Below are 7,015 nucleotides of genomic sequence, written 5' to 3'. Positions count from 1 at the left end.
GTTTGGGCATAACGGCGAATGGTTGTCGTCTTCCCCGTTCCACAGTCACCAGTGACCACGGCGAACCACCTTCGTTCAGCGGCATACTCAAGACGTCCCAACGTCTCTTCCAATAACACCGATTTATAGAGTTCGCCTGTAGGAATATTGCGTGTAAATGGCGTAGAGCTGAATCCATAGAACGATTCAAACATCATTCGAACCCTCCTTATGAACCGCGCGAAAAGAAAGGGCTGGTGCTTGAATCTCACGACGCTGACGGTTTTGTTGCTCGGCGGCTCCAAGGAGTCTTGATGAGTCGGTGGCTTGTGGTTGAAGGTGCGTAGGCATGGTCGGACGTTTTCCGACATGCTCTCCAATCACAAGTTCGTGTACTTTCCATGGAGCGTGTCCCTCGTATTCAATCGTTAGGTCGCTGATGTTTGACGGATCGTAGACCACATCGACTGTACACCCGATAAACTGAAGTCCGACTTCATATAACGTTCCCATGAAATGGATAAGACCTGACTGTTTCCGCTAGCCTAAAAGGTCCGAAAGCTGACGGTATTGCCTGTCCAAAAGTTGCCGGATATAATGACCATATCACAGAAAAGGAAAAAGGATGTCTCTGTTGTACGTGATCTGTTACAAGCAGACCACCAAAGACATCCCCTGGTCATTGTATGGTCATTATAACAAATTACGAGTTAATTGAAAATCCCCAAAAGGGTGTTTTTGGTTCGGTGTACAGAATTAATTCCTTGCCCTTGTTGCAGTAGCGATCTCAGAGTCATCGGATCTCGCAAGCGTAAGTCTAAGGTAACCGGTGAAGAGACGAGAATTCTTATCATCCGCAGACTACGTTGTAAAGATTGCCGTAAGATCCACCATGAATTACCGGACTGTTTAGTTCCTTACAAACGTTATGCATCCGTATGTATTGAACAAGTTTTAACTGAAGTTGAGTCTCCATCAGATTTGGCAGCGGATGATGTTACGTTGTATCGGTTAAAGAAATGGTTTCATGGCATACTGCCTTACCTTATTGGCTGTCTCCGAAGTATTGTTATCCGTCTGGGCCAAGACCCTGTGAAAGAGCCGTCCGTCCCGTCACAGTCTGTACACCAAAGAATCGGACTTTATGTCGGAAGTAAGCCAGGTTGGCTGGCGAGAATTGTCCGTCCTATTGTGAATGCAAATTTATGGGTACATACCCGTTCTGCCTTCTTGTCCGCAAACACTTAGGCTAGACTTTGAAGAAAAGTCTTGAGAGGAAGTGTTTTGGGATGAAAGATCAACAGAAGGCCGAGGAAATCGCCGGTAACCGGGTCCAACTTATCCTGCCCTTATTGGAGGCCGGTCTGGACCCAGCTTTAACACGGGAAAAAAGAAAGCGTATTTGTGAAGAGAACGCAATATCTGAACGGACATTAAGACGTTACTTGGCTGAGTACCGGGTACAGGGATTTACAGGGTTAAAACCGAAAGGCAAGGGAAAACCGGAATCCAGGGCGATTAGCCCGGAACTCATGGAACAAGCGATACTTTTGCGGCGGGAAGTACCCAGCCGCAGTGTTGCCCAAACAAATTTTGGAATGGGAGGGCAAGGCATTACCCGGAGAAATCAGACGTTCTACTTTGCAGGAAAAACTTTCCGGGCGGGGTTACAGCAGCCGGCAAATGCGAATGTATGACGAATCAGGCATTGCTGCCCGGCGGTTTCAAAAGCGACAGCGMAAYCAAYTRKKKCARTCRGATTATCCCGATATTTTTATTATCCCGACTTTCATTTGTATGTTGTAAAAAACAATGGGGATTGGATATTCTTAATTTTTATTCAACTAGAAAGTCGGGATAATGTTTTACTTCAGTCCATAAAGTCTTCGAATAATTTGATCATCTCCTTTCCAACAAGGAGGCTGATCGTTGGTCATTAATGGGCTGTGATTGCCCGTTGCTTTCTGTATAGCATCCCGTTTCATTTCTGTATCTGCATATGCATAAATCATAGTAGTTTCCAATTGTGCATGGCCGAGCCATTCTGATAATAATGCCAGGGGCATCCCTGCGCGATAAAGATGAATTGATCTGCTATGACGAAAAAGATGAGGATGAAGATTTTTCGGAACATCTGCGCAGACTTTTCTCGCTGCATTGCCATACTTTTTCATAAAACGTGCCACGTTATCATCTGACATCTGCTGGTGTATGCCATGTCTTACTGTATAGAATAGGTATCGCTCGGAACTATCCTCTGGGTGGAATAGCTTGACATAATTCCGAAAGTGTTCCACCGTTTTAGCCATCACCGGAACAATCCTTTTTTTATTGCCTTTTCCAGTCAAATGTACACACGGTGTTTTGGAATGGGCATGGAAGTCTTTTACTTTTAAGTCCAAGAGTTCTTGATTTCTAGCGCCAGTATCGTACATGAGAATCATAAAAAACAGATTTCTTATTCCAGTCTTTGTGTTTGTATCCGGTTGAGCTAATACAGCCTTTAATGCTTCCTCGGTCATAAAATCAACCGTTTTTGAAACAGTCTGCTTAAAGGGGATTTTTTGAAGCTCATTTTGGAATACCGTGACTGTAAGATCCATTTTCCCAGCATACTTAAAAAATGAACGAATCCCTGCCAACCGCTGGTTCCTTGAGGATACACTGCAATGGCGTTCTTTTTCAAGCCAATCTAGATAGTCAGAAATCATCTGGCTATTGATAGTCTCAAACGTTACGTCGGGTAGTGGAATGCTCTTTTCAAAGGTCATAAAGTCAAACAACTGATTAAAAGTTTCTCGGTATGATTTTATCGTATTAGGGCTACAGCATTTTTGATATGGAAGATATATCGACAGGTAATCACGAATAAGACGAAATAGGGTTTCATCCTTTAGTTTCTTCATTGTGGTACCTCCGGGATCAGTTTAGAAAACCTCTCCCATTCGATGGCAGATGTTTTCATCAGTCGTTCCGGAAGTAAATGAATGTAATAGGCTGTGCTCGAAAATTCTGAATGCCCCATATAGGCACTCAGATAGGGAAGCCAAGTATATAAATCTCTCCTTTCTTCAACCCATTTCATTAAAATCCGGGTTGCGTAATTATGACGGAAACTGTATACTCGCGGCGTTGTTGTCTCCCGGAAATAACGAATGCCCGCATTTTTCCAGCATTTCCAAAACTGTTCCTGTAACCAAGATGCGGAATAGGCAGCTCCGTCTGGATGCGGGAAAAAATAGTCTCTGTTTTTCAGAATAATACGCATTCTTGCGTCATATTTTCTGCATAGTAACAGCATGTCAGATGACATTGCCACTGTTCGTTCTTTATGAAGCTTAGTTTCTCTGATATGGATTCTTCCGGTTTCAAAATCAATGTCAGAACAACGGATCAGTCGCACCTCATTCGGTCGAAGGCCGCAGCAATAGAGTAAACGGAAAATGACAGGCACGACATACTGCCTGTACGGAGAAAGCTTATGTGGTGTCATAACGTCTGCTGCCGCAAAAAAAGCAAATAATTCCTCGTCCGAAAAAAGGTACGGGAAAAACGGTTTGAAGCCTCCGATCCATTCCGAGGGAATCACATAAGCCTCTACCCCTATAGCATTGAGATATTTTCCAAATTCCCGAAGAGCAACCATTCTTCTTTTTAGTCCATTTGCATTCTCATTGGGATGAAGACGTGCCCAATTCATCAGGAGTTCTTTTGTTAGAGATGTTTCTTTCGGGAATGTGCTCAAACAAAAACGGTCAAAATGAACAAGGAATTTGTCATAACTACTTTTGGAATACCCTAATGCTTCTTTGAAGTGAATGAAGTTGGTAATATGCATCGCAAATTGGCCTCTGAAAGAGTCACTCATAGGAAAAGCCCCCTTTTTAAGGGAATTCCCTGAAAATCCAGCGCACACTCTGTAAGTCTTTGATGGTCCATGGAAAGATACTGTTTTGTAGAATCGTGCTCTTTATGGCCAAGTACTTGTGAAATCGTAGTGAGGGGAACGTCAGATTCCAACATCCATGTTCCCATGGAACGCCGCAGGGCATGGAAGCTCTTCCCATCACCAGCATTTCTGATTATGCCGGCTTTTTTTAGATATTTCTGCAGGATGTTGGCCATGGAGCCAACCTCGGACAGCTTTCTATAGGGTGCAAATGTTCTTAAAAAGACATATTCTGAGTCAGATTCCGGCCTTGCATACAGGATATATTCTGCAATAGCATTACCTGTATCAGTTTCCAATGGAAGCACTAAGGGCCGACTTGTTTTTTTCTGGATTATATGAATAGTGTCATTGAACCAATCAAGATCAGAAAGCCGTAAATTTGCGATATCGATTGAGCGCAGGCCTGTATGGGAGGCTAGAAAAAGGATGGCATAATCCCGTTTTCCTTCTTTTGCATTGGTATCTATCTGCTTCAATATGGCTTCAACTTCTTCGTGAGTAAAGCAGGGCAGAACCCTTTTCTTTCTCTGCGCAGGCTTAGTCAGTATAGGATCGAGGTCCCAGTGCACCAGAGAATTTTCTTTTAAAAAGTTTAGAAAAAGACGCATGGCATGAAGAACATTATTCATACTTTCATGATGAGTTTCTGCAGCTACTAAGAGGTAATCCTTTACATCCTTTGGTGATAATGCATGGAAATCGCTATTCCCGTTACGTTCTATGTGGTCTAGAAACTGTAGAATGTAAGATCTGTGATTGGCAATGGTCCCTTTCCTTAAACACAGAGTATCTAAAAACTGTTTCAGGCAAAGGCTGAAGTATTCGTTTATTTTATATATGAAGCGAGTATTGTAGTAACTCCATTGAAGCGTTTCGTGCTGAGAATAATCTTTCAGCATTAGTACAGCTCTGCGCAGTTTCCTGTAATGCCTTTTTGAAAACTCATTGTTTTCAAGACGTTTTTTTCGGAAAGATAAAAAGGAATCGAGAGCGGCTGATTCGTAGCAAGTCGTTCCATGTTGTATACAATAATTCCTAATGGGACTGTAGGCACTATACCTGTAAGCCTTAATTGTCGATTTACTCATTCCAAGTTTCTTTAATTCTTCTAAAGTCTGATCGATGAGTTTGTCTACCTGAATTTGCATCAAGGATTCCTCCAATACATAAAATTCAGACTTTGGTCTGTATTTTAATTATTGGAGTTGCCCCATTAGAAAGCGAGAGTATTTATTTTTATTATCCCGACTTTCTAGTTGAATAAAAATTAAGAATATCCAATCCCCATTGTTTTTTACAACATACAAATGAAAGTCGGGATAATAAAAATATCGGGATAATCCGATTGCCACAGTTGATTGCGCTGTCGCTTTTGAAACCGCCGGGCAGCAATGCCTGATTCGTCATACATTCGCATTTGCCGGCTGCTGTAACCCCGCCCGGAAAGTTTTTCCTGCAAAGTAGAACGTCTGATTTCTCCGGGTAATGCCTTGCCCTCCCATTCCAAAATTTGTTTGGGCAACACTGCGGCTGGGTACTTCCCGCCGCAAAAGTATCGCTTGTTCCATGAGTTCCGGGCTAATCGCCCTGGATTCCGGTTTTCCCTTGCCTTTCGGTTTTAACCCTGTAAATCCCTGTACCCGGTACTCAGCCAAGTAACGTCTTAATGTCCGTTCAGATATTGCGTTCTCTTCACAAATACGCTTTCTTTTTTCCCGTGTTAAAGCTGGGTCCAGACCGGCCTCCAATAAGGGCAGGATAAGTTGGACCCGGTTACCGGCGATTTCCTCGGCCTTCTGTTGATCTTTCATCCCAAAACACTTCCTCTCAAGACTTTTCTTCAAAGTCTAGCCTAAGTGTTTGCGGACAAGAAGGCAGAACGGGTATGTACCCATAAATTTGCATTCACAATAGGACGGACAATTCTCGCCAGCCAACCTGGCTTACTTCCGACATAAAGTCCGATTCTTTGGTGTACAGACTGTGACGGGACGGACGGCTCTTTCACAGGGTCTTGGCCCAGACGGATAACAATACTTCGGAGACAGCCAATAAGGTAAGGCAGTATGCCATGAAACCATTTCTTTAACCGATACAACGTAACATCATCCGCTGCCAAATCTGATGGAGACTCAACTTCAGTTAAAACTTGTTCAATACATACGGATGCATAACGTTTGTAAGGAACTAAACAGTCCGGTAATTCATGGTGGATCTTACGGCAATCTTTACAACGTAGTCTGCGGATGATAAGAATTCTCGTCTCTTCACCGGTTACCTTAGACTTACGCTTGCGAGATCCGATGACTCTGAGATCGCTACTGCAACAAGGGCAAGGAATTAATTCTGTACACCGAACCAAAAACACCCTTTTGGGGATTTTCAATTAACTCGTAATTTGTTATAATGACCATACAATGACCAGGGGATGTCTTTGGTGGTCTGCTTGTAACAGATCACGTACAACAGAGACATCCTTTTTCCTTTTCTGTGATATGGTCATTATATCCGGCAACTTTTGGACAGGCAATACCGTCAGCTTTCGGACCTTTTAGGCTAGCGGAAACAGTCAGGTCTTATCCATTTCATGGGAACGTTATATGAAGTCGGACTTCAGTTTATCGGGTGTACAGTCGATGTGGTCTACGATCCGTCAAACATCAGCGACCTAACGATTGAATACGAGGGACACGCTCCATGGAAAGTACACGAACTTGTGATTGGAGAGCATGTCGGAAAACGTCCGACCATGCCTACGCACCTTCAACCACAAGCCACCGACTCATCAAGACTCCTTGGAGCCGCCGAGCAACAAAACCGTCAGCGTCGTGAGATTCAAGCACCAGCCCTTTCTTTTCGCGCGGTTCATAAGGAGGGTTCGAATGATGTTTGAATCGTTCTATGGATTCAGCTCTACGCCATTTACACGCAATATTCCTACAGGCGAACTCTATAAATCGGTGTTATTGGAAGAGACGTTGGGACGTCTTGAGTATGCCGCTGAACGAAGGTGGTTCGCCGTGGTCACTGGTGACTGTGGAACGGGGAAGACGACAACCATTCGCCGTTATGCCCAAACTTTGA

General features: G+C 43.6%; 9 protein-coding genes and 2 pseudogenes. 4 read left to right on the top strand and 7 right to left on the bottom strand.

From position 1 onward, the window contains the following. Positions 1 to 197 (bottom strand): annotated as a pseudogene (locus AC6I5A_RS15160) (AAA family ATPase); the annotation flags it as partial. After that, the gene (locus AC6I5A_RS15155; RefSeq protein ID WP_034617930.1) at positions 187 to 492 is read right to left on the bottom strand and encodes a hypothetical protein; all 306 of its coding nucleotides are present in this window, start codon (positions 490 to 492) and stop codon (positions 187 to 189) included. The gene AC6I5A_RS15155 and the pseudogene AC6I5A_RS15160, both read right to left, overlap by 11 nt. Before the next feature lie 201 nt (positions 493 to 693). Between AC6I5A_RS15155 and AC6I5A_RS15150 the strand changes: the two genes are divergently transcribed. Together AC6I5A_RS15150 and AC6I5A_RS15145 are read left to right on the top strand one after the other, a co-directional pair. Then, positions 694 to 1,227 carry a DUF6431 domain-containing protein gene (locus AC6I5A_RS15150; protein ID WP_497900818.1) on the top strand — a complete coding sequence of 178 codons (534 nt, stop codon included), beginning with the start codon at positions 694 to 696 and terminating at the stop codon, positions 1,225 to 1,227. A 41-nt stretch (positions 1,228 to 1,268) separates the two neighbouring features. Further along, the gene (locus AC6I5A_RS15145; RefSeq protein ID WP_052168157.1) at positions 1,269 to 1,676 is read left to right on the top strand and encodes a helix-turn-helix domain-containing protein; all 408 of its coding nucleotides are present in this window, start codon (positions 1,269 to 1,271) and stop codon (positions 1,674 to 1,676) included. Positions 1,677 to 1,844: 168 nt separating this feature from the next. On the opposite strand, the gene AC6I5A_RS15140 is transcribed toward AC6I5A_RS15145, so the two are convergent. The 5 genes from AC6I5A_RS15140 to AC6I5A_RS15120 all read right to left on the bottom strand — a co-directional run bounded on the left by AC6I5A_RS15140 (position 1,845) and on the right by AC6I5A_RS15120 (position 6,317). Then, complete coding sequence (locus AC6I5A_RS15140; RefSeq protein WP_034617932.1) at positions 1,845 to 2,885, bottom strand: site-specific integrase; 1,041 nt, start codon at positions 2,883 to 2,885, stop codon at positions 1,845 to 1,847. Then, on the bottom strand, positions 2,882 to 3,847 hold the full coding sequence (locus tag AC6I5A_RS15135) for a tyrosine-type recombinase/integrase (protein WP_034617931.1): 966 nt from the start codon (positions 3,845 to 3,847) through the stop codon (positions 2,882 to 2,884). Before AC6I5A_RS15135 ends, AC6I5A_RS15140 begins: the two co-directional genes overlap by 4 nt. Next, complete coding sequence (locus AC6I5A_RS15130) at positions 3,844 to 5,079, bottom strand: tyrosine-type recombinase/integrase (RefSeq protein WP_052168158.1); 1,236 nt, start codon at positions 5,077 to 5,079, stop codon at positions 3,844 to 3,846. Before AC6I5A_RS15130 ends, AC6I5A_RS15135 begins: the two co-directional genes overlap by 4 nt. Positions 5,080 to 5,334: 255 nt before the next feature. Continuing rightward, entirely contained in the window at positions 5,335 to 5,742 is a 408-nt protein-coding gene (locus AC6I5A_RS15125) for a helix-turn-helix domain-containing protein (protein ID WP_052168157.1), read from the bottom strand. A gap of 41 nt (positions 5,743 to 5,783) precedes the next feature. Continuing rightward, a complete protein-coding gene (locus AC6I5A_RS15120; RefSeq protein WP_497900818.1) occupies positions 5,784 to 6,317 on the bottom strand; it encodes a DUF6431 domain-containing protein in 534 nt (177 codons plus the stop codon). A 201-nt stretch (positions 6,318 to 6,518) separates the two neighbouring features. On the opposite strand from AC6I5A_RS15120, the gene AC6I5A_RS15115 reads away from it, so the two are divergent. Both AC6I5A_RS15115 and AC6I5A_RS15110 read left to right on the top strand, forming a co-directional pair. Next, positions 6,519 to 6,824: a hypothetical protein gene (locus AC6I5A_RS15115; protein WP_034617930.1), complete on the top strand. Its 306-nt coding sequence runs from the start codon at positions 6,519 to 6,521 to the stop codon at positions 6,822 to 6,824. Then, positions 6,814 to 7,015 (top strand): annotated as a pseudogene (locus tag AC6I5A_RS15110) (AAA family ATPase); the annotation flags it as partial. The gene AC6I5A_RS15115 and the pseudogene AC6I5A_RS15110, both read left to right, overlap by 11 nt.

The organism is Desulfosporosinus sp. Tol-M2 (assembly GCF_059735615.1).
Note: the sequence above shows the minus strand (reverse complement) of the source record. Positions and strands in the feature narration are given on the sequence as shown.